This is a genomic window from Acinetobacter sp. ANC 4779 (assembly GCF_004331055.1).
GTDB lineage: Bacteria > Pseudomonadota > Gammaproteobacteria > Pseudomonadales > Moraxellaceae > Acinetobacter.
Genome location: NZ_SJNU01000003.1, coordinates 87,395 through 111,056, shown reverse-complemented (window position 1 = coordinate 111,056; position 23,662 = coordinate 87,395). Strand labels below are relative to the sequence as shown.

Here is a 23,662-nt window from a genome sequence, read left to right as displayed (position 1 = left end):
AAGTGTGAGCATGGGCAATAAAGCGGTGCGATGCTATCATAATTGGTCTTTGGAATCATGTCGGGAATAATATGCAGTATTCATTTAATTTGGCCTTGAATAATGAAGACGATACCCAAAATCTAGCACAGGTTTTGGCGCAGCATTTTAACACGGGCGTGGTTTATTTAATTGGTGATTTAGGCGCAGGGAAAACCACTCTGACACGCTATTTCTTGCAAAGTTTAGGGCATCAGGGTGCAGTAAAAAGTCCCACTTATACCTTGGTTGAACCGTACCATATTAATGGCAAAGATATCTTTCATTTCGATTTATACCGTTTAAACGACCCTTATGAACTTGAGCTGATGGGGATTCGTGATTATTTAGAAACACCAGAGGCGCTATTTCTATTTGAATGGCCTTCAAAAGGTGGCGATGAAATTCCACCAGCTGACCTGATTATTAATATTGAAAAGTCTGAAGATGAGCTGACACGTAGAGCAAGTTTAAGTTTTGCATCAGCAGCGTTAAACCAAGCATTAGAGAGTCATTTTAACAATGCGTAATGATTTAAGCGAACGTCGTATTCATACCCTTAATCCTGCTCTGGCGAACCAGATTGCGGCAGGCGAGGTGATTGAACGTCCTGCATCGGTGGTAAAAGAATTATTAGAAAATTCAATTGATGCGGGTGCGACCGAACTTATTATTCGTGTTGAACAAGGTGGTAGTACCTTAATTGAAATCATAGACAATGGTCATGGAGTTCATCCAGATGATTTAGCGCTGGCCGTCATGCGTCATGCCACCAGCAAAATTCATACTGCAGATGATTTACAGGCCATTGTCAGTTTGGGTTTTCGTGGAGAAGCTTTGGCTTCGATTGCGGCAGTTTCACGGTTAACCCTGACCAGCAGTCAGAATGATGAAGGTATCGGTTATCGGGTGGAAGTAAATGGTACCGCTTTTGATCATCAGGAAATTCAGGCCGTCGCGACTCAAAAAGGCACCCATATCCGGATTCAGGATCTGTTTTTTAATGTGCCTGCACGTCGAAAATTTTTAAAAAAGCAGGGTACCGAATTTGGACATATTGAAGAAATTGTCCGTCGTTTGGCCTTAACCCATTTTGATATCCGTTTTCTTTTAGAGCATAACAATAATATCCGTTTGAACTTACCTGTTGCTGATAGTGGCGAACTCCGTTTTCAGCGTGTCCAGCAATTGTTGGGTCGTCAATTTACTGAAAATGCCTATTGGATGGATGCTGATAGTATCAGCATGCGTCTATCTGGTTGGCTCGGGCATCCATCCGATGCACGTTCACAAGCAGATTTGCAGTATGTCTACGTGAATGGGCGTATTGTCAAAGATAAAACCATCTCTCATGCTTTGCGTATGGCTTACGACGGGATTCTGCATGGTCATCAGCATGCTGCATATTTGCTGTTTTTAGAAGTTGATCCTGAAAATGTTGACGTTAATGTACATCCGACCAAACATGAAATTCGTTTTCTAAATCAACGTGAAGTGCATGAATTTGTGCGTCATTTTGCCAAAGGAACTTTGTCTCAGTTTCAAACCGCAAGTGCTGACTTGGCCCAAGCCATGAAAGTGCAAGAGGCAGATGCTCACCATCCTCAAACGCAACTTCCGCGTTATCAGGAGCAGTTTCAACTCCATCGTGCTGTAGGGACTTTGGAGCCAGCAATGGCAGCTCAGTCATCTACTGAGTTATTAACGGATTTCAACGCCAGTAGTCCGCAGCCTGTTCAATATTCAGCTCAGTCTTCGCAAAATCGCTATGCAGGTTCGCAGCAGCTCAATAATGCATTGCAAAGTTATTTGGCACCATTACGTGAATCATCCACATCAACTGCCAATGCAGCATCTAATCAATTTAAACAGAGTACAGCTGTTCCAGTCGATGAACATCCATTGGGTATTGCGATTGCACAATTGCATGGAATCTATATCCTGGCGCAAAATACCGAAGGCTTGATTATTATTGATATGCATGCCGCGCATGAACGGATTGTATTGCAACAAATGAAAGCCGCTTGGGACAAACCGGAATTCTGGACTTCACAGCAGCTGCTCATTCCCAAAGTCATTAGTATCAGTCGTATGCAAGCCATGCGGGTCGATGACCTGAAAGATCAACTTGCGCGTTTAGGTCTGGAAATTGACCAATATGGCGACGAACAAGTGATTGTACGTGGGGTGCCTGCCATTTTACATAAGGCCGATTTTGAATCTTTAGTGCCAGAATTGCTAAATGATTTAGACCCAAGTGATGAAGCCCAAGGCTTGTTGCAAAAGCGTGATCAAATTTTGGCGGGAATGGCCTGTCATGGCGCAGTTCGTGCACATCGAATATTGAGCCTTTCGGAAATGAATGCACTGCTGCGTCAAATGGAACAAACCGAATTTTCCAGTCAGTGTAATCATGGCCGTCCAACCTGGCGTGCCTTTCCACTTTCACAATTAGATAAACTTTTTGCTCGAGGAGAGTAGTTGTACATGTCAAATCAATTGCCGGTCATCAATTTAATGGGACCAACTGCAAGTGGTAAAACCGCTTTGGCATGTGAACTTTATGAGCAAGGCCATTTTGAGCTCATCTCCGTCGATTCTGCGCTGGTTTATAAAGACATGGATATTGGTACAGCCAAGCCGACCAAAGAGGAACAGGCACGCTATCCGCATCATCTGATTGATATTATCACACCGTTGGAAGTGTATTCGGCAGCCAATTTTGTCGAAGATGCCTGTACATTGATTGATGATATGCATGCACGTGGTAAAACACCCATTTTAGTGGGTGGAACCATGTTGTATTTCAAAGCCTTGCTAGAAGGGTTGTCGAGCAATTTACCCAGTGCTGATCATGCCATCAGATCTGAAATCGAAGCACAAGCAGAGCGGGAGGGCTGGGAGACGGTTTACGCAGAATTGTGTGCAGTAGATCCATTGGCTGGGCAGAAATTTAAGAGCAGTGATAAGCAAAGAATCATTCGTGCATTGGAAGTATTTAAGCTTACTGGACAGCCGATTACAAAATTACAAGCTGAACAACCTAAAAATGTACCATATCGTTACACTTTTCATAATCATGCTTTATTGCCTGATCGTGTAGAATTACATAAACGTATAGAGATGCGACTTAAAACTATGTGGGATATCGGATTTTTACATGAAGTGGAAGGTCTGATTGGAAAATACGATTTAAATGATAATTTACCCTCCATGCGCTCTGTCGGTTATCGTCAAACTTTAGAATTCCTGCAAAAAAGTGATCAAAGTAACGAAAAACGGCAAGAAATGGAGGATAAGTCCTTGTTTGCGACACGACAACTTGCAAAACGTCAATATACATGGTTAAGATCTTTGCAGGAATCGCATAGTTTTAAAACATATTTGACGATAACGCAGGCTCAAGAAGACTTGCGAAACTGTTACGGATAAAGCAAAATTTAGTAACTGTCTTTTTATAATTTTTATTTGAAAAATAGAGATAGTTTTTGCGCTGATTTTTAAATTTTTTGGAGTTATAACATGTCTAAAGGTCAAACTTTACAAGATCCGTTCTTGAATTCTCTCCGTAAGGAACGTATCCCTGTTTCTATCTTCCTTGTTAACGGTATTAAATTACAAGGTCATATTGAATCTTTTGATCAATATGTCGTTTTATTAAAAAATACTGTAAGCCAAATGGTTTACAAACATGCGATTTCTACAGTAGTTCCTGCCCGTAACCCACGTCCTGCCGGTGCTCCTGCCGGTGCGCAAGGCGCTCCTGGTAGCTTTGGTGCTCAAGGCGGTCAAGGTGGCTTCGGCGGTCAACCTGGCGGCTTCGGCGGTCAAGGCGGCTTCGGTGGTGGTCAACCAGGCGGCTGTCGGTGGTCAAGGCGGCTTCGGCGGTCAACCTGGCGGCTTCGGTGGTCAAGGCGGCTTCGGTGGTCAACCAGGCGGCTTCGGTGGTCAAGGTGGCTTTGGCGGTCAAGGTGGCTTCGGTGGTCAATCTACCCCAGGTTTCGAAGGCGAAACAAAATTTGAAGATTCTCAAGACGACGAAAATAATCGTTAATCGTTGATTTTTGGAAACCTCTCCTTGTGAGGGGTTTTTTTTATTTAAATATTTATGGTTTTAAAATTAATTTGTGCATATATACTTGTGTGAAAATATTACCCAAGTAAAATTCAATTGGTAAAATAAGATTCGAACGATTTACTTTTAGAAAGATTTTCCTAACTTTATTGCGAAATACTACTCAGTAATTAACAAGTTTTATTTTTGATCTATAAGTGGTAAGTTTTTGAAATATTTATTTTTATTGAAAATAATATTGATTCAGATTGACTATTCATTCATTAAATTTTTTTGAACATATAATTATATTGCTAATATGAAAAAGTCAAAATATCTTAAAAGAAATCAATGGACACAATCCAAAAAATTATTTGCCAGTAGATGCAAATAGCAATCCTATGGAGGAACCAATTGTGAATGAGGTTCCAGTCCATAAATTTCCAAGTTTTCTCATAACACAGACTAAAATAATACGATGAAATTTTATTGCTTTTTTATATTTTCATCTGCATATACATTGAAAAATGTGAACAGAACCTAGATAAATTAGCCCAATTTTGATGTAAAGACCGCCTCAATGTTTATGCAATAAAAAACCAGTTACTCGTCGCAACTGGTTTTTTTTAATGCTAACCCAATTAAGTTTATTTATTTTTTTTACGATCCAGACTTGGGTCTTTAATCTCGACAAAAGCATTGCTACGGATTTCACGTAACCAGCTATCTAGCTCTGCATCAAACTGGCGTTCACCCAGAATTTGACGTGCCATACGTTCTTGATATTCACGCGTCATGTCCTTTTGGCGAATATCTGTCACTTGTAGAATGTGCCAGCCAAATTGAGACTGGAATGGGGCACTGGTTTGACCTACAGGCGAACTTTTCATTTGAGCTTCAAACTCGGGCACCATCACACCCGGGTTAACCCAGCCCAAGCTACCGCCATCGCGAGCAGAACCTGGATCATTTGAGAAGGTTGATGCCAGTACTGCAAAATCTTCACCTGCTTTCAAACGATTATAAATGCTGTCAATTTGTTGTTTCGCATTTTCAGGACTAACGACTTCAGTAGGTTGAATCAAAATATGGCGTACTTGATATTGAGGTACAATGGCTTTTTGCTCTGCACCTTTACGATCTAACAGTTTTAGAATGTGAATACCATCTTGAACCTTGATCAAGTCCGTAGTTTGTCCAACCTGTAGGGGGCTTACGCGTGCCGCAAGCTCGCTTGGAATTTCGGACAGATTACGGAAACCCATATCTGCACTTTCGACTTTTATACCATTGGCTGTAAATTTTTTATCAATTGCAGCAATATCATTACTGTCTTTTAACGCAGTTTTTATCTGTTGTGCAACTTTTTCAATATTTTTATCACCCGAAATACGGACATGCAGCACGTGAACTTGCTGGCCTAATGCTGCTTGACCTTGTGGTGTTTTTAGAAAATCTTCTACATCTTGGTCACTAATTTTAATGCGCGACATCACCATTTGTTGACGAAGGCGATTGATGGCTAAATCTTCAGCAATACGATTGCGTAGCGATTCATACGTTCCAGGTGCAATAGCATCAAGTTTTTGTTGAAATGCTTCTAAACTCTTGCTGCCAGATTGGCTGGCTACTTTAAGAACGGCTTCATTCAGCTCTTTTTCATTGGGTTTGATATTGTAGCGTTTGACTTGTTCAAGTTGTGCTTGGCGAGTAATCAGCTGATCTAAGGCTTGCTGTTGCAAAAATTGTTCTGGCGGAACTTGTTTTTTTTGAGCTTCAAGTTGTTGCTTTATTTCTGCCACACTTTGATCTAAATCACTTTTTAAAATGACAGTGCTATCTACCAAAGCAACAACTTCGTCTGTTGGTTGCGCGAATGTAGTCATTGATGAAGAGAGGGCTAAAGCAAGAGCAGTCGCTTTGAAAAAATGTTTTAACTGTATTGTCTTCATTAACGTTCTGTCCAAGATTGATTAATTTTATTAAAACCTAGAATGCGATTTTCTAGTAATGATGAAAGCTTTTTATTGAAACCACCTAAACCTTTCAGGCTGATTTCCGCCATAATGGCGCGTTTGGCATTTACGCCTTCCGCCTTCACATCGTCTAGGTCATTATAGTAAGAGCGTCCATAAACTGAAATGCCCCAGCAACATGCTTCATAATTTACACCCAATAGGTATTCACGTGCGACGTTGTTTTCTAAGTCATATTGAGCATGTCCCATAATCCGCCAGTTGTTAGATACAGGCTGAATGAAGGATGCAACGACTTGATCATATTGCTTTTGTCGGTTTGGAATATCTTTGCGATAGAAGTAACCCACGTTATATAGATTACCTTTATTGCCGGTGTAATAGAGTTGCAAGTCACGTTGAGCATTGTCACCATTTGACATCCATGCCGAGTTGGCTCCAATGGTGAAATTTTGTGACAGTTGGCTAGAAACACTTACAACAGGGCCGGTATGACGTTCAGTATCAAACTGATCAGGTTCATTTTCTAAATTTACACGACGATCTTCAAAATAAAAGCTTTGTCCGATACTGGTTTTTAAGCGTTCCAGACCGATTTCATCAAATAGGCTATAACTTAGACCTAAAGATAAGAAATTGTTGTCTTCTAAACGGTCATGACCATAAAAGCGACGCGGGCTGAATAATTGATCATAATTGATTGATGCAGTTGTCGAGTCAAAATTTGGGTAACCCTCTTGGTTTTTATACGGTGCATAGGCGTAAAATGCACGTGGAGTGAGGGTTTGCAAGTACTTCCCATCTTTTTCAAAGGTCAAGCCAGTATCTAAAGTAAACTGCGGTACAGTGACCGATTGATTCTCATTTGAAGAATTAATGTTCTGGTTCGCATTAATTGTATCTTGATCATAGAAAGTGTTGACGTTACGAAGCGATACTTCAGGAATAACGAATGACCATGGGTTACGGTAGTTATAACGAACAGCAAAGTCATTATAAATACGGGTACCGCTTGGTTCAAAGGAGCCTGTATTCGCTGTATTAGAAAGATTAATATCTTTTTTAAAGTAAGCAGTATCGTTATTAAATTCGTATTGTAAACCTAGTGGGTTGCCTGTTTTATAATTTAACAGGAACTGGGGTAAACGGGCATAAGGGCGGTCTTCATCAGAGACAGACTGATCTAGTGTTTGGAAGTCCTCAACTTTTAACTGAGCTTTTAAACCGGGAATACCATTTTTATAGTTAAGTTCCCAAGAACGACGCAAGTTTAAGTCGGTCTTCGAATTAGGGTTGTTATTTAAATCAGCTAAATAATCTTTATCTGAGACATAGTTATAATCTAAATTAGTAGAAAATTGATCGTTAATTTGCCATTGATGTAGTAGATGTAATTCTTTACGGTCTTGACCCTCATATTGGTCATCCGAAGCTAAATAACCGCCGCTAATTACACCTGAACCGAAATTTTCTGTTAAATAACGGAATTCGCCTTCCAGCATTGGTCCACGATCAGCAATATATCGCGGAGTAACGGTAGCATCATAATTGGGTGCCAGATTTAAATATACTGGAACAGCAAGTTCTACACCACCATCGTTAGTAAAGCCGAAACTTGGTGTCAAAATACCCGTTGTACGACGGTCATCAATCGGAAAATTAAAGTAAGGAACTGCTAAGACGGGAACATCTTTAACATAGAGCTTGGTTCCGCGCGTTTCGCCGCGACCAGTTTCTTGATTTAAAGTGATTTTATCTGCTTGAATTTTCCAGGTTGGCGTTTCATCGGGTGGACAGGTGCTATATGTGGCATTGTTCATTACCACAACATTGTCAGAGGTGCGGGCAATTTTTTCAGCATGACCATGCGCATGTTGTTGTTCAGAAATATAGAAGCTGTTTTTTAAATCGCCTTGCTGAGTTTTTAGATTGTAATTAATTTGATCACTTTGTGCGAGTAATCCGGCTTGCGCCATTTGCACACGACCTTCAGCATTGGCAAAAGTTTGGGTCTGATCAATGGTGATTTTATCGGCACGAATTTGACGGCCTTGTTGATCAATCAATACGTTGCCTTGAAGGACAGAGTCACCATTAGGATCGTAATGACCATAATCGGCAGTAACCACTGACGTGGCGTCTGAAGCATCAATGGCTTTGGTTTCTGGGCTGATCGGCGTAACCCAGGCACCTTGACAATAAGCGGAACTTAAATATTGTCCCTGACGTTGCTGAGCTTCAGGTGATGATTTATCAACATAATATTGTTCAAAAAATTGTTGCCCCGGATAAGCTTCCTGAATGCTGTCCTTCATTTTCTGATTGTCGACAGTCGAAGCTGGAAGTGTGGACTCAGCATAGCTTGAAATCGAGCTGCCACATAGAAGGGTCAAGATGGCAGTCGCTAAAGGATTAAATTTAAACTGATGCTTCATTTGTCTCATTAACCAAGTATGCTTAATCGCAATTAATTATTCTCGCATCATAGAGAAAAAGTTTATAAGTGGCTACACTTAGTACTTTAAAAACTCAGCCTGTTTTAGAATTTATCGCAAATGAAAACACAACGTGAACAAATCATATATACATGGATTACATCTGTACTTGATTCAGATCAATTTGAAATTAATTTTTTGCCAGGCGATGCAAGCTTCCGTCGTTATGCACGAATCAAGTTGAATAATAAAACATTTATGCTCATGGATGCACCACCAGAAAAAGAAGATTGTGTGCCTTTTGTGACGATTGACCAGTTTTTCGATAGTCAGGGCGTTCGCGTTCCGCATATTGTCGCTAAAGACTTGCAGCAAGGCTTTTTATTGCTAGAAGATTTTGGTGATATTTTGCTCTCAACCTTGCTGAACGATGACACGGTTGATGCCTATTATGCACAAAGCTTTAAACAATTGATCGAATTGCAGGCAATTGATGGCACAGAACATTTTCCGGCTTATTCCTATGAGAAACTCATTTCTGAAATGGAATTGCTCACAGGCTGGATGCTGCCTTCATTAAATATTCAACCGACTCAAGATGAGCAGGCATTAATTAAACGTACCTTTGCAATTTTGGCCAATGCAGCACTGGCGCAACCGCAAGTGATTGTGCATCGCGATTTTCATAGCCGTAACCTGATGAAAATTGAAGGCGAGACCGATCTTGGCGTAATTGATTTTCAGGATGCGGTGATTGGTGCCGATACTTACGATTTAATCTCGATTACCCGTGATGCTTATGTGCAGTGGAACGCAGATCAGGTTTATCAATGGTTTAGAGTCTTCTATGACTTATTGCCGGAAACTGCAAAACAAGACCGCGATTTTGAACAATTTAAAAAAGATGCCGATATGGTGGCGATTCAGCGTCATCTTAAAATTTTGGGTATCTTTGTGCGTTTATTTGAGCGTGACGGAAAAACAGGTTACTTGAAAGATTTGCCGCGTGTGATGTGGTATTTACTGGAAGAAAGTAAAAATTATGCAGAGCTTCAACCCTTTATGCAGTTCATCCAAGCCAAAGTGATGCCAAAATTTGCAGCCAAATATGGCAGCTATGAGGTTGTTGCATAATGAAAGCGATGATTCTTGCGGCGGGAATGGGTAACCGTATGCGTCCGCTGACGCTACATACGCCCAAGCCTTTGCTTGAAGTGGGTGGAAAGCCACTTATTGTCTGGCATATTGAAAAATTACAAGCCATCGGTGTGACTGAAATTGTCATTAATACCGCTTGGTTAGCTGAGAAACTGGCGGCTGCTTTAGGGGATGGTTCGCAGTTTGGCGTAAATATTTTGTGGTCACATGAAGGTGAAGGTCTGGAAACCGCTGGTGGCATGATCAATGCCTTGCCATTGCTGGGTGATGAACCGTTTATTTTGGTCAATGGCGATGTCTGGACCACGATGGATTTTAGTTGTTTATTGAATGTGCAGCTTGCAGAAGATTTAGCACATCTGGTATTTGTAGCTAATCCAGAACAGCATCCGACTGGTGATTTCATTTTATCAAATGGTCGTGCCTATACTTTTGAACAAGAACAACCGGGAGAAGCACTTACTTATAGCGGTGTGGCGGTAGTTCATCCTAAAATGTTTGATGGTCTGGCAGCGGGTAAACGCCCGTTGGCGCCCTTGCTGAAACAAGGCATGCTTGAGCAGAAAATATCTGCTTCGAAGATGCAGGCGGTTTGGGTCGATGTTGGCACTCCGGAACGATTAAATGCGCTAGATCAACAAATTAAGCAAGGCTTGTACGATTAAGTGCGTATTCACTAAGCACTCGCTACTGTGACTTCATGTATAAATCGGTATACTTCACCTAACTTTTTCGAGACGTTAATTGTATATGCATACGTTTTTTCAAGAACTCAAGCAGGGTAGTCAGGCTTTGGGTTTAGAGCTCAGCGATGAGACTTTAAATTTATTACTCAAATACCAAGATGCTTTGGTATTGTGGAACAAAGCATATAATTTGACTGCAATTCGTGATCCAAAAGAAATGTTAGTTAAGCATTTGCTGGATAGCTTAAGTATTTTAAAAGACTTGCCAACAGGACGTCTGCTGGATATTGGTACGGGTGGCGGTATGCCGGGCCTGATCATTGCATTGTGTCAGCCCGAACGTGAATGTGTTTTGCTGGATTCAAATGGCAAAAAAATTCGTTTCTTGAAGCAGTTTATCGCAGATTTAAAATTAAAAAATGTGATTGCAGTGCAAACGCGTGTCGAAAATGAAGACAGCATCAATGACTTGGGGCAGTTCGATGTCATTACCAGTCGTGCCTTTGCGTCATTAACCGACTTTGTTGCTGCATCGAAACCTTATATGCATGAAAACAGTATTATTGCTTCAATGAAAGGCCTCATTCCTGAAGAAGAAGTCGCTGCTATTCAGCAAGAGTTTAGCTGTAACATCATTGCGTTAAAGGTTCCGCGATTGGATGAACAGCGTCATCTGCTTTTGTTAAAACGTATTTAATTATTTTTGAAAGGTTGGGGTTACCATGGCACAAATTATTGCGATTGCGAACCAAAAAGGTGGTGTAGGCAAAACCACAACCGCAGTAAATTTGGCAGCATCGTTAGCTGTATTAAAGAAGCGCGTTTTACTTGTGGACATGGATTCACAAGGAAATGCCACGATGGGGTCTGGTATCCAAAAAAATGATCTTTTGTATTCGGTAACTGATGTTTTATTGGGTGAAGTGCCTATTGAAACAGCAATTAGCAAAGCGGAAGTCGGTTATAAAGTTTTAGGTGCAAACCGTGATTTAGCGGGTGTGGAACTCGCGATTGCAGAACAGGATGGTCGTGAGTTTATTCTGAGGGAAGCTTTAAAAGAAATAGAACATTCTTTTGATTATATTATTGTGGACTGTGCGCCCAGTTTAAGCCTGATTACCGTAAATGCTTTGGCAGCGGTTGATAGTGTGCTGATTCCAATGCAATGTGAATATTATGCACTTGAAGGTTTGGCAGATTTAACCCAAACCATTGACCGTATTCAACAAGCACTCAACCCGGATTTGCAAATTATAGGTGTCTTGCGCACCATGTATGATGCACGGAATGCATTGACACGTGATGTTTCAGAAGAACTTGAGCAATACTTTGGCAAGAAGCTGTATGACACCGTTATTCCGCGGAATGTGCGTCTTGCTGAAGCGCCGGCACATGGTTTGCCGATTATCTATTTTGAGAAAAATTCAAAAGGTGCAGTTGCTTACTTAAATTTAGCGGCTGAAGTATTAAAGAAAAGCAAAGTAAAAAAAGGAATTAAAGCATGACCACAAAAAAACGCGGGTTAGCTAAAGGTCGTGGTCTGGATGCCTTGCTTGGTTCAATCCAAAAAGAAAAATTACAGATGGAAGCTCAAGGTTTAGATCATGGGCAATTGAAACAGATTGATGTTCACTTGCTGAAACGTGGTGAATATCAACCGCGTCGTTTTATTCATGAACCAGATCTTCAAGAACTTGCTGCTTCGATTGAAAAACATGGGGTGATGCAGCCGATCGTCATTCGTCCAATCGATGATGAGAAATTTCCCTATGAAATTGTTGCCGGTGAACGTCGTTGGCGTGCAGCACAGCTTGCGGGTTTAACTGAAATTCCGGCCATTGTGCGTGACCTGACCGATCAAGTGGCCATTGCATTGGCATTGATTGAAAACATTCAACGTCAAGATCTAAATCCAATTGATCAGGCAATGGCATTGCAGCGTTTTCACGAGGAATTTGGTTTAAGTCACCAGGAAATTGCCGATACCGTGGGTAAGGCACGTACGACTGTAAGTAATTTATTGCGTCTTTTGACCTTGGCTGAATCGGTCAAAGATTTCATGCAACAAGGTCTGCTTGATATGGGGCATGCCCGGGCCATTTTAACTTTAAAAGCCAAAGATCAGCTGAAAGTTGCAGAGCATGTGATTGAAAAAAGTTTATCAGTACGCCAAACCGAGCAACTGGTCCGTGATTTAAACGCACCTAAACAAGAAAAAGAAAAAGTGGATCTTGCACCAGATATCCAGCAGTTAACTCAGCGTTTGGCTGAACGTTTTAGTGCTGATGTAAAAATTGATCATAATAAGCAAGGTAAAGGAAAACTTGTTATTCAATACCATTCACTTGATGAGTTGGATGGCATTTTAAATATTTGTTTCGCAGAATAATTTTTTGTTGGTTTTATTGGGGAAAAACAGATGTGGGAATTAGTCAAAGCAGGTGGGTGGCTGATGCTTCCCCTTGTTTTATGTTCGATTTTTACAGTAGCAATAACCATTGAGCGTTTTATTCGATTAAAAAAATCAATGATTTTGCCTAAAGCATTGTTACTGAATCAAACTCAAAATGCCGATGTTGTCATGCAACAATTGCAACAAAATAAAGGCTTGCAAGGTAGCACCTTGGGGCGCATCTTTGCTGCAGGTTACCAAAGTAAAAATAAAAATGAGCAGTATGCTCGTGCCCAGATGGAAACGACCGCTTCTCAAGAAATAGGCTATTTGGAAAAAAATATTAATTTCCTAGGTACACTCAGTGCCGTAGCACCCCTATTGGGCTTGCTAGGTACAGTTTTGGGGATTATTGAATCATTTTTGGTGATTGATTTGGGTACCAACAGTAATCCAACCTTGATGATTCCGGGTATCTCAAAAGCATTGATTACGACTGCAGCAGGTATGTTTATTGCCATTCCTGCCTTGTTTGCCTATCGTTATTTTCAGCGTTTGGTGCAAGAGTATGTTGCTGAACTTGAGCAACAATCGACCTTATTCCATGCAGCACTTTTCTATCAAAGTTCTACAGATGAAGAACAAGATATAAGAAAAGCAGGTTAGGGTGGAAAATGAAATTCAAACGCACACAAGTTGAAGATATTCCTATTAACTTAACCCCCATGATCGACTGCTTGCTGTTTATTCTGGTTTTTTTATTGTTATCTACTACATTTAACCAGTTTAGCCGCTTGAATTTAACCTTGCCCGATGCGCAAGGTGTCCCACTTAAGCAATATGATCATAAAGTTGAAGTGGTTGTGGATGCTTCCGGGCATTATTCAATTAACGGACAATCGCTCGCAAGTAAAGATGTAGCGGATTTAAATACTGCAATTAAACAGATTTCTAATGATCGTCGTGATTTAATGTTCGTGATTGCGGCAGATGCCAAAGCCACGCATCAGGATGTGATTCGGGTGATGGATGTTGCGGGTCAACTGGGTTTTGTTAACATCAATATTAGTACTAAAGTTCCGTCTAGAGGTTATTAGTGAAGCAAGATTTTAAAGTCTATCTACGTCTTTTGGGCTATTTGAAGCCTTTTTGGGGCGTGGCGATATTAGTTTTTATCGGTTTTGCAATTAGTGCTGCAACAGAAGTTTCTATTGCAAAATTATTAGAAAAAATCATTACTGCAATACAAAATAGAGATCAAGGCTTTACTTCTATTTTTCCTTTTCTTGTTATTTTGCTGATGTTTTTCCGGGGAGTGGGTTCCTTTATTGGGGGATATTACACCGCAGTAATCTCACGCAATCTGGTTTTTAATATCCGACAGGAAGTTTTCGCTAAATTACTTAGACTGCCGTCTCAATATTATTTAGATAATAGCAGTGGACATATCACTGCTAAAATTATGTACAACGTAGAGCAGTTAACCGCTGCTTCCTCTGAATCACTGAAAACCATTGTGCAACAAGGTTTGATTGCGCTTGGCTTGCTCGGCTTCCTGTTATACAGCAATTGGCGACTGACTCTGATTATTCTGATTTTTGCGCCATTGATGGGTTTCTTGGTTCGCCAAGCATCGAAACGGATGCGTAAATTATCTTTACAAGTTCAGGACACCATGGGGGATGTTAACCATGTGGTGCAAGAAACGGTAAATGGTAATTTAGTGGTCAAAGGTTTTGGTGGGCAAGAGTATGAGCAAACCCGTTTTAAAGATCACTCGCTTGAAAATTTAAGACGTGGTTTGAAAATGGTGGTGGTGCAACAGCTCAATAGCCCCGTTGTGCAATTTATTATGTCGATTGCAATGGGGCTGATTATCTGGATTGCATTACGACCGGAAATTTTACGTGATACCAGTGCCGGTGAATTTGTTGCTTACATCACGGCAGCGGGTATGTTAAGCAAACCTATTAAAGCCCTGACCGATGTGAATGAAAAATTACAACGTGGTATGGCGGCGGCGCATTCAGTTTTTGAATTACTCGATTTATCCGAAGAACAAAACACTGGAACTCTAACCACCGTTCTGAAGGGTAATATTCAATTCCAAAACGTGAATTTAATTTATTCCGATGGTCATCAGGCGATTCATGATTTTAACTTGAATGTTAAAGCAGGTGAAACGGTTGCATTGGTGGGACGTTCAGGCGCAGGTAAAACTTCGTTAGTGAATCTACTGGTGCGTTTTCAGGAAGCGAGTTCAGGTCATATTTATTTGGATCAACAGGATATTCAGTCGCTGGATATAAATACCTTACGAACCCAGATTGCGATGGTGAATCAGCAAGTAGTGCTATTCAATCGTACTGTTCGTGAAAATATAGCCTATGGGCAACTTGAAGGTGCTCCAGAAGAAGATATTATTGCAGCGGCTAAAGCTGCGTATGCGCATGATTTTATTATGGCTTTACCGCAAGGTTATGATACGCCATTAGGTGCACAAGGTCTAAACTTGTCAGGTGGACAACGCCAGCGTATTGCAATTGCGCGTGCAATCTTGAAAAATGCGCCGATCCTGATTCTTGATGAAGCGACTAGTGCACTCGATAACGAATCGGAATACTATATTCAACGTGCATTTGATGCTGCCATGCAGGATCGCACCACCATTGTGATTGCGCATCGTTTATCGACCATTGAAAATGCTGACCTTATTGTGGTGATGGATAAAGGTGCAATTGTTGAAAAAGGTACGCATGCGGAATTGATTGCCAAGCATGGCGCTTATTACCAATTGCATCAGCGTAATTTTGAGGAAAATTGATTTATGTCAATTGCCCAATTGATTCAGGACGCTTGGAATAAACAAGCCAAGTGGTTAATTGTGCTTAGACCTTTATCATGGATCTATCGTGGTGGTTTTTTACTGAATAAAAAACTGTACCAACTGGGGATTAAAACTAGCTATCAGGCTCCAGTACCGGTGATGGTAATTGGCAATATTACCATTGGCGGTAGTGGTAAAACGCCACTGCTGATCCAGCTGGTCAATTATCTACACAGCCAAAATGTTCGGGTGGGTGTGATTAGTCGTGGTTATGGTGGGAAAGGTCCTTTCCCTGCCTATGTCGATTTGGAATCTATGCCAGAAATTGTGGGTGATGAACCTTGCTTGATTGTTCAATCTACTGGTGTACCCATGGTGGTAGGCTCAAATCGGCAGCACAGTATTGAGTATTTATTATCTAAATATGAGTTGGATTTAATTATTAGTGATGACGGTTTACAGCATTGGGCTTTAGCGCGTCAAATTGAATGGATTGTGCTGGATCAGAATCGTGGCTTGGGTAACCAAAAGTTATTACCTGAAGGATATTTGCGCGAGCCTCCAAGCCGTTTAAATACAGGGACGGTGATTGAGCATGCAGCAGATCCTAGCTCTACTCTAAATATGCATTTAGAGGTGGCTAGCCCGTATTTACTCAATGCTGAAGATAGTCAACCCTTTAATCCAGCTGATAATTTTTATGCAGTGGTAGGGATTGGTTTCCCACAGCGGTTTTATAAAACTTTAGATTCTATGGGGATTCATCAATTTCAATGTCATGAATTTCCCGATCATTACGATTATGAAATCAGTGATCTTCAATTTGAGGATGCAAATCCGATTATTACCACCGAAAAAGATGCAGTGAAACTTCTGCCCTTATTAAAGCAAAATCCAGATTTCAAACGTGAAATTTGGGTGGTTCCTGTTGAAGCTGTACTTTCGCCACACTGTTATGAAGTTTTAAATCAGCAATTACAGCAACTCGGTATTCAAATTTCTTAAGGTTCATCGTTCATGAAACATATTGTTATTCCCGCACGTTTTGCAAGTTCACGTTTACCAGGTAAGCCATTACTGGCAATTCATGGTCGTCCCATGATTTTACGGGTCGTTGATCAGGCAAAAAAAGTCGCGGATTTTGATGATTTATGTGTTGCAACCGATGATGAACGTATTGCTGAGGTTTGCCGTGCCGAAGGTGTGGATGTTGTCATTACCAGTGCTGATCATCCATCGGGCACAGATCGTTTAAGCGAGGTTGCACGCATTAAAGGTTGGGCAAGTGAAGATATCATTGTCAATGTACAAGGTGATGAACCTTTGCTGCCTGCTCAATTGGTGCAACAGGTGGCACAACTATTAGAATCACAGCCTGAATCCTCCATGTCTACCTTGTGTGAGCCGATTCATAGTCTGGATGAGTTTCATCGTGACAGTATTGTGAAAGTGGTGATGTCTAAATACAACCAGGCGTTGTATTTCAGCCGTGCGACCATTCCTTATGATCGTGATGGTGCGAAACAAGACGCACAGCAATTACATTCGCAGGCATACCGTCACTTGGGGCTATACGCGTATCGTGTAAATTTGCTGCAAGAATATGTGTCTTGGGAGATGGGCGTGTTGGAAAAACTGGAAAGTCTGGAACAATTACGTGTGCTTGAAAATGGTCACCGTATTGCGATTGCCGTTGCTGAAGCCAACTTGCCACCAGGTGTTGATACGCAAGCAGATTTAGATCGTCTGAATGGAATGGATGTTTCCTGCTTTGAGTAAAATTTGGGATAAGGTGGGGCTTTAATGCAAAAAGATGTGGTCGCACAAGTTTATCCATGGCAGCAAACCGTTTGGGATACGCTAACCGGGCGTTTCCCGAAACTGGGACATGGCTTGCTTTTTTATGGCAAAAAAGGTTGTGGCAAAGAAGCGTTTGCACAATATTTTTTGGCTTGGGTGCTGTGTGCCAACCGTTATGCCAATAATGTACCTTGCGGTGAATGTGGTAGTTGCCTGTGGCTGAAATCGGATACTCATCCGAACTATGTGCATATCAGCACAGATGAAGAAAATAAAAAGCAAAATGCCAAAATTAAAATCGAGAAAATTCGTGATTTATTGCCCTTTGTGCAACAAACGGTAGATGGTTGGCGGGTGATTGTGATTGAGCCGGCAGAAGCGTTAAATATGTCTTCTGCAAATGCATTACTCAAAACACTCGAAGAACCCGGTGACCGTGTTGTCATTATTTTATTGGCCGATCATTATCTAAAACTTCCTGCGACTATTCGCAGTCGTTTGCAGCATTTTGCTTTGGATCGTATATCGGAAGCTCAAGCAGACGAGTATTTGGCTCAGTATTTACCTGAGTTAAATCAGACACAAAAACAGTTGTTGCTGAACCTGTCTAATCAAATGCCTTTGCAAGCCATGCAATTGGCCGAAGCTGAGTGGCTAAATAAACGACAAGAATTCCTAAATGATTGGCAAAAATTAGTGACCCAAAAGAATATGCCAATGGCAATTGCGACCAAGTGGAACAAAGCCCTAAGTTTTAGTGATTTTGCGCAAATGTTTGAATACTTGTTGTCCGATTTAATTTGTGTCAAGCTCAATCAACAGGTTAAAAATCCAGATTTGGATTTGATTGGATTATCAGAACAATATACGTTGGAATTTTTATTCACCATTTATTCCGACTTGCAGCAATCTAAACAGTTTATCGAGCAGAACGTACAAAGCAATTTGGTGCTTGATCAATTGTGTATAAAACTAATGAACATTTAAATATTTAAAGGGGAAGATGATGCAACCACGTATGGGCGGTATTATTCAGGCGAATATCCCGGATAGAGACACTTTATATGCCAGCTATATGCCTTATGTTGTCGGTGGTGGATTGTTTGTTCCAACCAAGCAGCCGGTAAAAATCGGTGAAGAAGTCTTTGTATTGGCCACTTTGCCAGATCAATCACAAAAAATTCCTTTGACCGGTAAAGTCATCTGGATTTCTCAAAAACAAAACGGTATCAAATTACAAGGTTTTGGTATGCAGTTAACGGGCGAAAAAGGTGTTTATTACAAATCAGAAGCTGAAAAGTTGCTGGTAGGTATTAAGTCTGAGGGTCGAACTAGTTACACTATGTAGCTGTTTAACCGCTTTAGGATTTTACCGTGTTTGTAGATACTCACTGCCATTTAACCTTGCTGGATTTAACGCCATATGATGGTGATTTAGATCTGGCACTAGCACAGGCGCGTGAAGCGGGTGTATCCAAATTCATGAGTATCTCGGTTGATCTGGATGACCATATCGAGCTTGCCAAAATTGCATCACGTCATGCTGATGTTGGATACAGTGTCGGAGTTCATCCCTGTGAAGACCCTGCGACAATGGCACGCGCGACCACGGATTATTTAATTGAACTGGCTCAGCCCGAAAAAGTTTGGGCGATTGGTGAAACAGGCTTGGATTATTTTCATAGCACTGATTTCGTTGCCGAACAAAAACAATGTTTTGCCCGTCATATCCATGCCTCTCAGGCAGTGAAAAAACCGGTAGTGGTGCATACCCGCTCAGCCAAGCATGATACGGTAGATATTATTCGTGCTGAAAAATCGACGCATGGCATTCTGCATTGTTTTACCGAAGACTGGGAAACTGCCAAGGCAGTGCTAGACTGCGGTTATTACGTGTCATTTTCAGGAATTGTTTCTTTTAAAAATGCGCAAGATTTGCGTGATGTGGCAAAGCAGGTTCCACTTGATCGCGTCCTGATTGAGACGGATAGTCCTTACTTGGCACCGATGCCCTATAGAGGAAAGTCTAATGAACCAAAATACGTTCCCTATGTAGCCAAAGCCTTAAGTGATGTATATGATAAGTCAGTTGAGGAAATTGCTTTTATTACCATGCAAAACTTTGAAAACCTCCTCAATTTAAAGTAAATAATTCGAATTGATACAAGCGCATAAGAGAGTTACAGGGTGAAGATGGATCGTCAGGCTCAGTTTCGAGCAAGAGAAGCGTTGATTTTTCAGGTTGCAGAGCAACTGTTATTAGAAAATGGCGAATCAGGGATGACGCTTGATGCGTTGGCAGCAGAACTCGATCTTGCCAAAGGGACTTTATATAAACATTTCCAAAGTAAAGATGAACTCTACATGCTTCTTATTATTCGTAATGAGAAGATGTTGCTCGAGATGATTAAGGATGAAGAGAAAGCCTTTGCAGAGCATTTGGCTTTCTTTATGTTGCATCATTTACATCATCCGGAACGTACCGTGCTGTTCCATCAAATTGAAGAACGTCTTTCTACTACCGGTGTGGGTATTCATCATTTGTTCAGTGAGCTGTATCAGATAAGAAAGCAGCGCTTACGGATTATTTTCCGTATGACTGAAAGTTATTTAGACAGCATTCAAAGCAACATGTCTGTACGTGATTATTTGGCTTCAATTTGGGCTTTAACGCACGGTGCAGCAGCCATTTTGAATTCTAGTTTTTATCAGCGTTATTTGGGTTCACGCGATACATTGCGTGTGGCTTATATTGATCAGGCCTTGGCGATGCCGAAACAAACCCGTTCTACGGAACAATTTGCCTAAAGGTCTACCATGAAGCCAACAGCATTATCATCAATTCGCGGTTTTACCTTAATAGAGTTGATGGTGGTGATTGTGATTATGGCGATCATGGCCTCTTTAATTTTAACCAATATCAATGGCGTTGATCAGCGTAAAGCCATGCAGGCACGGGAAGTGTTTATTATGGATTTACGCAGGATTAATCGTGAAGCAAATGATCAGGCACGCATTTTTGCGCTTGATGTTCAAGCTGCAACTGATGTATCGCCATTTCGTTATGCTGTGGTTGAATATTTGGTGCCATCCCTTCAGGCTACACAGAATTCAGTCCTTAATGAAAATAAAAAATGGCAAGATTATTCAGAATTCCCTCAGCGAGCTTTGCCTGAGCATGTTTCCTTCAATATGCAAGCTCTAGATCAGGCATATGAAAATGCCAATAATGATGATTTACTGAGTACGAATGCACCCAAATTACTGTGGTTAGGTAATGGTGAAGCGAAACCGGTACGGATCCAGTTTTATTTCGAGCAACGTCCCATTGGTGAAGAAATCGAGATTGATCATTTAGGTAAAATCAATGAAAGCTAGATCATCCAAGCATAGGTTTTGGTCTTGCGCAGCGGTGAAACAGCGTTTCACTCATCGCTGCTCAGGTTTTACATTGTTGGAAGTGATGGTTGCGTTGGCTATTTTTGCCACAGCTGCAATCGCTTTCACCAAAGTGGCGATGCAATATACGCAAGCGACATCAAATGCAATTTTACGCACCAAAGCGCAATTTGTGGCTTTAAATGAAATCGCAATAATGGAAATTAATCAGGAGTGGTTACAAGGTACCCAGTCCAAACAGCTTACCCAGCAAGGGGAAAGCTGGCAAATTGATAAATCTGCACAATCGACGATTAGTCCGAATGTACAGCGTATTGAAGTACAAGTTAGTTTGTTTAATGCTGAATCGGGTAAAGTCGAGTCAGGCATTACAAATCTGGTTTTCTTTAACTATAAGGCCAAAGTTTGATGCAAGCGAAAAATAAAAAAAATCAAACTTTACACTCACAGAATCGCTCATCAAGTACAGCTTTAGGACTTGCTGCACCTTCGGGTGTCACTCGAGTAAAGCCTGCCTCAGGCTTTACTTTGGTTGAATTATTAGTTGCGATTGCGATATTTGCGGTACTTTCGGCACTGGGTTGGAAAGTTTTTGATTATCTGATCAAAGTCAAAGAGCGTAATACCGAACATGAAATTAATTTGGGTCAGCTTCAGGAAGCCTATCAACAAATTCTACGCGATACGGTTCAGGCAGTGCCACTGACTGCGAATATAAATAGCGATATTCAACCCGCTTTGGTGTTGCAAAATGGCCGCTTTAATTTTAGTAAAACCGGAGTGACTGACCCTTTGCAGCAAGGCATTTCACCGGATGAACGTGTTGAATACCAATATCGCGCAGATGAAAAAAAACTCTATCGTTTGAAATACCGTAATTTAAACAGCAGCGGACGCGATCAACCTGAATCCAGTGTATTGTTAAATGATGTAAGTCAGTTTGAAATTGTGGTGCTGAATCCGAATGAGTCAACTTCATGGCCGGATGCACAAGGGCATCTAAATGATGCCACGCAAAAGCAAGTATTACCCAAGGGCATTAAAATTAAATTGATGGTCAAAGACGTTGCTTATGAATGGATTTTTAGTCTATTAAACACGGACTATTTAAAACCGCAGAACAATAATAAAAATAATAATTCTAATAATCCCACTTAGCCAAGTCTAAAGAGATTGAACATGAAACAGCAGCAGGGTATTGCCTTAATAACGATCTTGGTCATGGTCGCATTAGCAACAATTCTGGCTGCGACGATTGCTAAAAGGCAGGCCAATACTGCTGAAAATACTGCATATTTAATGCGTCAAAATCAATCCTTGCTGTATGCCAAAAGTGCAGAAGCCTTTTTTTCAGAACTTTTGGTCGATGATGCTGAAAATGCAGGTGAAGTAGATCATCTGCAAGAAAATTGGGCCAAACCGATGCCAGCTTTTCCGGTGGAAGATGGCTTTGTATCGGGAACTTTACAGGATGAATCAGGCAAATTTAATTTAAACAGTTTGGTCAATAATGACGGTACAGCGAATCCTCAGGCAAAAGCCTGGTTTGAAAAACTTTTAGTGCGTGTAGGATTGCCTGAAAAATTGAGTGAAGCTGTGATTGATTGGCAAGATGCCGATGATGAAACAGTGGGTGCCATGGGAGCAGAGGCTAGCTACTATCAAGGCTTGCCCCAAGGCTATTTGCCTTCCAATAATAAATTTCATAGCATAGAGCAACTTAAATTGGTGCGTGGCTTTGAAGGTCAAAAATATCTGCAAATTGCAAATTATGTCAGTGCATCACCGACATCTGACAGTAAAGTGAATATCAATACTGCACCTGCAATGCTGCTGGCGAGTCTTGATCCCAAATTGGATGTCAACGCAGTTCAACAAGTCTTGCAACAACGTCAAGAAAAGTTGGAGTATTTTTCCAATATTAATGATCTTTGGGCTATTGAACCTTTTACTCAGGTTAACCCTGATATTCGTCAAGAAGTGAATGATTTGCTGGGTGTGCAATCCAATTATTTTAAAGCCAGAATTGAAGTGTTGTTAAGTGAGCGTAAACGTCAGTTTAGTAGTGATCTGGTGCGTAAAGATAAAACTGTGTATGTGGTATACCGTAGTATGGCGCCATTTTAATTATATAAACCAACAAGCTGAAATATAATCAAGCTTATTACCCCCCTCTGGGCAGCCTATGTTTTAACAATTGTGTTGAACAGTAAAATTAATGCGCAGACTTTCACTTTTGCTTTATAATCAAATTCAATTCACATAATTTGATTGCATCCCGGCACATGTTAATTCGTAAGTTATTTAAGTTTGAAAATGCTCATATTGTGCGCAACTGCACATCGGATCGCTGTAAGCGCTCTATTCATGGCCATAGTTATAAAGTTGAGTTATTGCTTAAGGCTTCGAAGCTAGATCATGGTCAAATGGTGTATGACTTCGGATTGTTGAAAGGCGTAATCAAAGATATTTTTGACAGTTTTGATCATGCCATTTGTTTTTGGCAGCATGATGATGCTGAATATATTGAGGCTTGCAAGAAGTTTAGTGCACGTTGGGTATCTTTACCAGTTTCTCCTTCAGCTGAGCAATTTTCACGTATTTTCTTCTACTTGGCACAACAGGTACTTGCATCCACTGAAACTCAAAATGGGGAAGGTGATGTAGAAGTTTACTCAGTGATTGTGCATGAAACAGATACAGGTTATGCACAAAGCTTTGCAGAAGATATTGAAAATGAGCAAATGGGTGTGCTGAGTCTTGAGAAAATTGTATTCTCTGAGCAGGTTCAAGCCGAATGGGCGGACACCGCCATGTATGAAAAATTAAAACAAGGAATTAAATTCCAAAACCCGAATGTTGATCTTCAGGTAAAAATCTAAAGATTATTTCATCAATGGGTATATTGATAAAAGGA

Annotated in this window: 24 protein-coding genes and 1 pseudogene; 23 read left to right on the top strand and 2 right to left on the bottom strand. The window is 40.9% G+C overall.

Annotated features, from left to right (window positions below):
• The first annotated feature begins 71 nt into the window (after nucleotides 1-71).
• The 4 genes and pseudogenes from tsaE (at nucleotide 72) to hfq (ending at nucleotide 4,072) form a co-directional block, all read left to right on the top strand.
• Nucleotides 72-548 (top strand): tRNA (adenosine(37)-N6)-threonylcarbamoyltransferase complex ATPase subunit type 1 TsaE, encoded by a 477-nt coding sequence (gene tsaE, locus E0H80_RS05215; RefSeq protein ID WP_131363795.1) that lies wholly within the window; start codon nucleotides 72-74, stop codon nucleotides 546-548.
• The gene (gene mutL, locus E0H80_RS05210; RefSeq protein ID WP_131363793.1) at nucleotides 541-2,499 is read left to right on the top strand and encodes a DNA mismatch repair endonuclease MutL; all 1,959 of its coding nucleotides are present in this window, start codon (nucleotides 541-543) and stop codon (nucleotides 2,497-2,499) included. The genes tsaE and mutL overlap by 8 nt, the downstream gene beginning before the upstream one ends.
• Nucleotides 2,500-2,505: 6 nt before the next feature.
• Nucleotides 2,506-3,450: a tRNA (adenosine(37)-N6)-dimethylallyltransferase MiaA gene (miaA, locus tag E0H80_RS05205; protein ID WP_131363791.1), complete on the top strand. Its 945-nt coding sequence runs from the start codon at nucleotides 2,506-2,508 to the stop codon at nucleotides 3,448-3,450.
• Between the two features lie 90 nt (nucleotides 3,451-3,540).
• A pseudogene (gene hfq, locus E0H80_RS05200) lies at nucleotides 3,541-4,072 on the top strand (RNA chaperone Hfq).
• A 647-nt stretch (nucleotides 4,073-4,719) separates the two neighbouring features.
• On the opposite strand, the gene E0H80_RS05195 reads toward hfq, so the two are convergent.
• Together E0H80_RS05195 and E0H80_RS05190 are read right to left on the bottom strand one after the other, a co-directional pair.
• Nucleotides 4,720-6,024 (bottom strand): peptidylprolyl isomerase, encoded by a 1,305-nt coding sequence (locus tag E0H80_RS05195; protein WP_131363789.1) that lies wholly within the window; start codon nucleotides 6,022-6,024, stop codon nucleotides 4,720-4,722.
• Entirely contained in the window at nucleotides 6,024-8,483 is a 2,460-nt protein-coding gene (locus E0H80_RS05190) for an LPS-assembly protein LptD (protein WP_131363787.1), read from the bottom strand. The genes E0H80_RS05195 and E0H80_RS05190 overlap by 1 nt, the downstream gene beginning before the upstream one ends.
• A gap of 120 nt (nucleotides 8,484-8,603) precedes the next feature.
• Here E0H80_RS05190 and E0H80_RS05185 point away from each other — a divergent pair, with 120 nt between their 5' ends.
• The 19 genes from E0H80_RS05185 to E0H80_RS05095 all read left to right on the top strand — a co-directional run bounded on the left by E0H80_RS05185 (nucleotide 8,604) and on the right by E0H80_RS05095 (nucleotide 23,627).
• A complete protein-coding gene (locus E0H80_RS05185; protein ID WP_131363785.1) occupies nucleotides 8,604-9,617 on the top strand; it encodes an aminoglycoside phosphotransferase family protein in 1,014 nt (337 codons plus the stop codon).
• Nucleotides 9,617-10,306 (top strand): N-acetylmuramate alpha-1-phosphate uridylyltransferase MurU, encoded by a 690-nt coding sequence (gene murU / locus E0H80_RS05180; protein WP_131363783.1) that lies wholly within the window; start codon nucleotides 9,617-9,619, stop codon nucleotides 10,304-10,306. Before E0H80_RS05185 ends, murU begins: the two co-directional genes overlap by 1 nt.
• An 85-nt stretch (nucleotides 10,307-10,391) precedes the next feature.
• On the top strand, nucleotides 10,392-11,024 hold the full coding sequence (gene rsmG / locus E0H80_RS05175) for a 16S rRNA (guanine(527)-N(7))-methyltransferase RsmG (protein ID WP_131363781.1): 633 nt from the start codon (nucleotides 10,392-10,394) through the stop codon (nucleotides 11,022-11,024).
• A gap of 25 nt (nucleotides 11,025-11,049) precedes the next feature.
• On the top strand, nucleotides 11,050-11,832 hold the full coding sequence (locus tag E0H80_RS05170; protein ID WP_067866770.1) for a ParA family protein: 783 nt from the start codon (nucleotides 11,050-11,052) through the stop codon (nucleotides 11,830-11,832).
• Nucleotides 11,829-12,716, top strand: coding sequence for a ParB/RepB/Spo0J family partition protein (locus E0H80_RS05165; RefSeq protein WP_131363779.1), 888 nt, complete (start codon nucleotides 11,829-11,831; stop codon nucleotides 12,714-12,716). The genes E0H80_RS05170 and E0H80_RS05165 overlap by 4 nt, the downstream gene beginning before the upstream one ends.
• A 30-nt stretch (nucleotides 12,717-12,746) precedes the next feature.
• Nucleotides 12,747-13,385, top strand: a complete 639-nt coding sequence (locus E0H80_RS05160) for a MotA/TolQ/ExbB proton channel family protein (RefSeq protein ID WP_131363777.1) — start codon at nucleotides 12,747-12,749, stop codon at nucleotides 13,383-13,385.
• 8 nt (nucleotides 13,386-13,393) lie between these two features.
• Entirely contained in the window at nucleotides 13,394-13,816 is a 423-nt protein-coding gene (locus tag E0H80_RS05155) for an ExbD/TolR family protein (protein ID WP_067866775.1), read from the top strand.
• Complete coding sequence (msbA, locus tag E0H80_RS05150; protein WP_131363775.1) at nucleotides 13,816-15,543, top strand: lipid A export permease/ATP-binding protein MsbA; 1,728 nt, start codon at nucleotides 13,816-13,818, stop codon at nucleotides 15,541-15,543. The genes E0H80_RS05155 and msbA overlap by 1 nt, the downstream gene beginning before the upstream one ends.
• 3 nt (nucleotides 15,544-15,546) lie before the next feature.
• Nucleotides 15,547-16,551, top strand: coding sequence for a tetraacyldisaccharide 4'-kinase (lpxK, locus tag E0H80_RS05145; protein WP_131363773.1), 1,005 nt, complete (start codon nucleotides 15,547-15,549; stop codon nucleotides 16,549-16,551).
• A gap of 12 nt (nucleotides 16,552-16,563) precedes the next feature.
• Nucleotides 16,564-17,325 (top strand): 3-deoxy-manno-octulosonate cytidylyltransferase, encoded by a 762-nt coding sequence (gene kdsB / locus E0H80_RS05140; RefSeq protein WP_131363771.1) that lies wholly within the window; start codon nucleotides 16,564-16,566, stop codon nucleotides 17,323-17,325.
• Nucleotides 17,326-17,349: 24 nt separating this feature from the next.
• On the top strand, nucleotides 17,350-18,333 hold the full coding sequence (locus tag E0H80_RS05135) for a DNA polymerase III subunit delta' (protein WP_131363769.1): 984 nt from the start codon (nucleotides 17,350-17,352) through the stop codon (nucleotides 18,331-18,333).
• 19 nt (nucleotides 18,334-18,352) lie between these two features.
• Nucleotides 18,353-18,694, top strand: coding sequence for a PilZ domain-containing protein (locus E0H80_RS05130; protein WP_067866784.1), 342 nt, complete (start codon nucleotides 18,353-18,355; stop codon nucleotides 18,692-18,694).
• A gap of 26 nt (nucleotides 18,695-18,720) precedes the next feature.
• The gene (locus E0H80_RS05125; protein WP_131363767.1) at nucleotides 18,721-19,494 is read left to right on the top strand and encodes a TatD family hydrolase; all 774 of its coding nucleotides are present in this window, start codon (nucleotides 18,721-18,723) and stop codon (nucleotides 19,492-19,494) included.
• 45 nt (nucleotides 19,495-19,539) lie between these two features.
• Nucleotides 19,540-20,154: a TetR/AcrR family transcriptional regulator gene (locus tag E0H80_RS05120; RefSeq protein WP_067866788.1), complete on the top strand. Its 615-nt coding sequence runs from the start codon at nucleotides 19,540-19,542 to the stop codon at nucleotides 20,152-20,154.
• Nucleotides 20,155-20,163: 9 nt separating this feature from the next.
• A complete protein-coding gene (locus tag E0H80_RS05115; protein WP_131363765.1) occupies nucleotides 20,164-20,724 on the top strand; it encodes a type II secretion system protein in 561 nt (186 codons plus the stop codon).
• A complete protein-coding gene (gene gspI / locus E0H80_RS05110; RefSeq protein ID WP_131363763.1) occupies nucleotides 20,714-21,154 on the top strand; it encodes a type II secretion system minor pseudopilin GspI in 441 nt (146 codons plus the stop codon). The genes E0H80_RS05115 and gspI overlap by 11 nt, the downstream gene beginning before the upstream one ends.
• Nucleotides 21,154-21,903, top strand: coding sequence for a type II secretion system minor pseudopilin GspJ (gene gspJ / locus E0H80_RS05105; RefSeq protein ID WP_131363761.1), 750 nt, complete (start codon nucleotides 21,154-21,156; stop codon nucleotides 21,901-21,903). Before gspI ends, gspJ begins: the two co-directional genes overlap by 1 nt.
• A gap of 21 nt (nucleotides 21,904-21,924) precedes the next feature.
• On the top strand, nucleotides 21,925-22,872 hold the full coding sequence (gene gspK, locus E0H80_RS05100; RefSeq protein ID WP_131363759.1) for a type II secretion system minor pseudopilin GspK: 948 nt from the start codon (nucleotides 21,925-21,927) through the stop codon (nucleotides 22,870-22,872).
• Between the two features lie 158 nt (nucleotides 22,873-23,030).
• Entirely contained in the window at nucleotides 23,031-23,627 is a 597-nt protein-coding gene (locus E0H80_RS05095) for a 6-pyruvoyl trahydropterin synthase family protein (protein WP_067866795.1), read from the top strand.
• The last annotated feature ends 35 nt before the right edge of the window (nucleotides 23,628-23,662 follow it).

Bases quoted from the DNA above. Each gene is read 5' to 3' on its own strand.
- E0H80_RS05165 (WP_131363779.1), top strand. From the start codon at position 11,829: ATGACCACAAAAAAACGCGGGTTAGCTAAAGGTCGTGGTCTGGATGCC.
- E0H80_RS05120 (WP_067866788.1), top strand. From the start codon at position 19,540: ATGGATCGTCAGGCTCAGTTTCGAGCAAGAGAAGCGTTGATTTTTCAG.
- lpxK (WP_131363773.1), top strand. From the start codon at position 15,547: ATGTCAATTGCCCAATTGATTCAGGACGCTTGGAATAAACAAGCCAAG.
- miaA (WP_131363791.1), top strand. From the start codon at position 2,506: ATGTCAAATCAATTGCCGGTCATCAATTTAATGGGACCAACTGCAAGT.
- E0H80_RS05095 (WP_067866795.1), top strand. From the start codon at position 23,031: ATGTTAATTCGTAAGTTATTTAAGTTTGAAAATGCTCATATTGTGCGC.
- E0H80_RS05190 (WP_131363787.1), bottom strand. From the start codon at position 8,483: ATGAAGCATCAGTTTAAATTTAATCCTTTAGCGACTGCCATCTTGACC.
- mutL (WP_131363793.1), top strand. From the start codon at position 541: ATGCGTAATGATTTAAGCGAACGTCGTATTCATACCCTTAATCCTGCT.
- murU (WP_131363783.1), top strand. From the start codon at position 9,617: ATGAAAGCGATGATTCTTGCGGCGGGAATGGGTAACCGTATGCGTCCG.
- E0H80_RS05130 (WP_067866784.1), top strand. From the start codon at position 18,353: ATGCAACCACGTATGGGCGGTATTATTCAGGCGAATATCCCGGATAGA.
- gspI (WP_131363763.1), top strand. From the start codon at position 20,714: ATGAAAGCTAGATCATCCAAGCATAGGTTTTGGTCTTGCGCAGCGGTG.
- E0H80_RS05185 (WP_131363785.1), top strand. From the start codon at position 8,604: ATGAAAACACAACGTGAACAAATCATATATACATGGATTACATCTGTA.
- E0H80_RS05170 (WP_067866770.1), top strand. From the start codon at position 11,050: ATGGCACAAATTATTGCGATTGCGAACCAAAAAGGTGGTGTAGGCAAA.
- E0H80_RS05155 (WP_067866775.1), top strand. From the start codon at position 13,394: ATGAAATTCAAACGCACACAAGTTGAAGATATTCCTATTAACTTAACC.
- E0H80_RS05115 (WP_131363765.1), top strand. From the start codon at position 20,164: ATGAAGCCAACAGCATTATCATCAATTCGCGGTTTTACCTTAATAGAG.
- E0H80_RS05135 (WP_131363769.1), top strand. From the start codon at position 17,350: ATGCAAAAAGATGTGGTCGCACAAGTTTATCCATGGCAGCAAACCGTT.
- gspJ (WP_131363761.1), top strand. From the start codon at position 21,154: ATGCAAGCGAAAAATAAAAAAAATCAAACTTTACACTCACAGAATCGC.
- E0H80_RS05195 (WP_131363789.1), bottom strand. From the start codon at position 6,024: ATGAAGACAATACAGTTAAAACATTTTTTCAAAGCGACTGCTCTTGCT.
- kdsB (WP_131363771.1), top strand. From the start codon at position 16,564: ATGAAACATATTGTTATTCCCGCACGTTTTGCAAGTTCACGTTTACCA.
- gspK (WP_131363759.1), top strand. From the start codon at position 21,925: ATGAAACAGCAGCAGGGTATTGCCTTAATAACGATCTTGGTCATGGTC.
- E0H80_RS05160 (WP_131363777.1), top strand. From the start codon at position 12,747: ATGTGGGAATTAGTCAAAGCAGGTGGGTGGCTGATGCTTCCCCTTGTT.
- tsaE (WP_131363795.1), top strand. From the start codon at position 72: ATGCAGTATTCATTTAATTTGGCCTTGAATAATGAAGACGATACCCAA.
- rsmG (WP_131363781.1), top strand. From the start codon at position 10,392: ATGCATACGTTTTTTCAAGAACTCAAGCAGGGTAGTCAGGCTTTGGGT.